This window comes from Mesorhizobium sp. WSM4887, from assembly GCF_029625865.1.
Classification (GTDB): Bacteria; Pseudomonadota; Alphaproteobacteria; order Rhizobiales; family Rhizobiaceae; genus Mesorhizobium.
Map to the genome: position 1 here is coordinate 1 of NZ_JARTVP010000033.1, position 1,522 is coordinate 1,522.

Genomic DNA, 1,522 nt, shown 5'->3' on the forward strand with positions numbered 1-1,522 from the left:
GTCGAGCCGGTCGCACCCGTTGCACCCGTAGCGCCGGTCGCACCTGTTGCACCCGTCGAGCCCGTTGCTCCGGTATCACCGGTGGCGCCGGTCGCACCTGTGGCGCCGGTTGCTCCGGTCGCACCCGTTGCTCCGGTATCGCCCGTGGCGCCGGTGGCACCTGTTGCTCCGGTTGCTCCCGTTGCTCCGGTCGAGCCGGTTGCTCCGGTTGCTCCGGTATCGCCCGTGGCGCCGGTCGCGCCTGTGGCGCCGGTTGCTCCGGTCGCACCGGTCGAGCCGGTCGCACCTGTGGCGCCGGTTGCTCCGGTTGCTCCCGTTGCTCCGGTATCGCCGGTAGCGCCAGTCGCACCTGTTGCCCCGGTATCGCCGGTGGCGCCGGTCGCACCTGTGGCGCCGGTTGCTCCGGTCGCACCGGTCGAGCCGGTTGCTCCGGTATCACCGGTGGCGCCGGTGGCACCTGTGGCGCCGGTTGCTCCGGTCGCACCCGTTGCTCCGGTATCGCCCGTGGCGCCGGTGGCACCTGTGGCGCCGGTTGCTCCGGTCGCACCGGTCGAGCCGGTTGCTCCGGTTGCTCCGGTATCGCCCGTGGCGCCGGTCGCGCCCGTGGCGCCGGTTGCTCCGGTCGCACCGGTCGAGCCGGTTGCGCCCGTTGCTCCGGTATCGCCCGTGGCGCCAGTCGCACCCGTGGCCCCGGTCGCACCTGTGGCGCCGGTTGCTCCGGTTGCGCCCGTTGCTCCGGTATCGCCCGTGGCGCCGGTCGCACCTGTGGCGCCGGTTGCTCCGGTCGAGCCCGTTGCTCCGGTATCGCCGGTGGCGCCAGTCGCACCCGTGGCTCCGGTCGCACCTGTGGCGCCGGTTGCTCCGGTCGAGCCGGTTGCGCCCGTTGCTCCGGTATCGCCGGTGGCGCCAGTCGCACCCGTGGCTCCGGTCGCACCTGTGGCACCGGTTGCTCCGGTCGCGCCGGTCGAGCCGGTTGCTCCGGTATCACCGGTGGCGCCCGTCGCGCCTGTTGCTCCGGTCGCACCTGTCGAGCCCGTTGCTCCGGTATCACCCGTGGCGCCGGTCGCACCTGTGGCGCCGGTTGCTCCGGTCGCACCTGTCGAGCCGGTCGCGCCTGTTGCTCCGGTATCGCCGGTAGCGCCAGTCGCGCCTGTTGCTCCGGTCGCGCCAGTCGAGCCCGTTGCTCCGGTATCACCCGTGGCGCCGGTCGCACCTGTGGCGCCGGTTGCTCCGGTCGCACCTGTCGCGCCTGTTGCTCCGGTATCGCCGGTAGCGCCAGTCGCGCCTGTTGCTCCGGTCGCGCCAGTCGAGCCCGTTGCTCCGGTATCACCCGTGGCGCCGGTCGCGCCTGTGGCGCCGGTTGCTCCGGTAGCACCCGTCGCGCCGGTGGCGCCTGTTGCTCCGGTCGCACCTGTGGCGCCGGTTGCTCCGGTCGCACCGGTCGAGCCGGTTGCTCCGGTATCACCGGTGGCGCCAGTCGCGCCTGTTGCTCCGGTCGCACCTGTCGAGCCCGTTGCTCCGG

Annotated in this window: 1 protein-coding gene; it reads left to right on the forward strand. The window is 73.5% G+C overall.

The genetic code is table 11. The features are described from left to right. Positions 1–1,522: hypothetical protein (locus P9230_RS32185; RefSeq protein ID WP_278121745.1), on the forward strand; the 1,522-nt coding region annotated here is incomplete at both ends.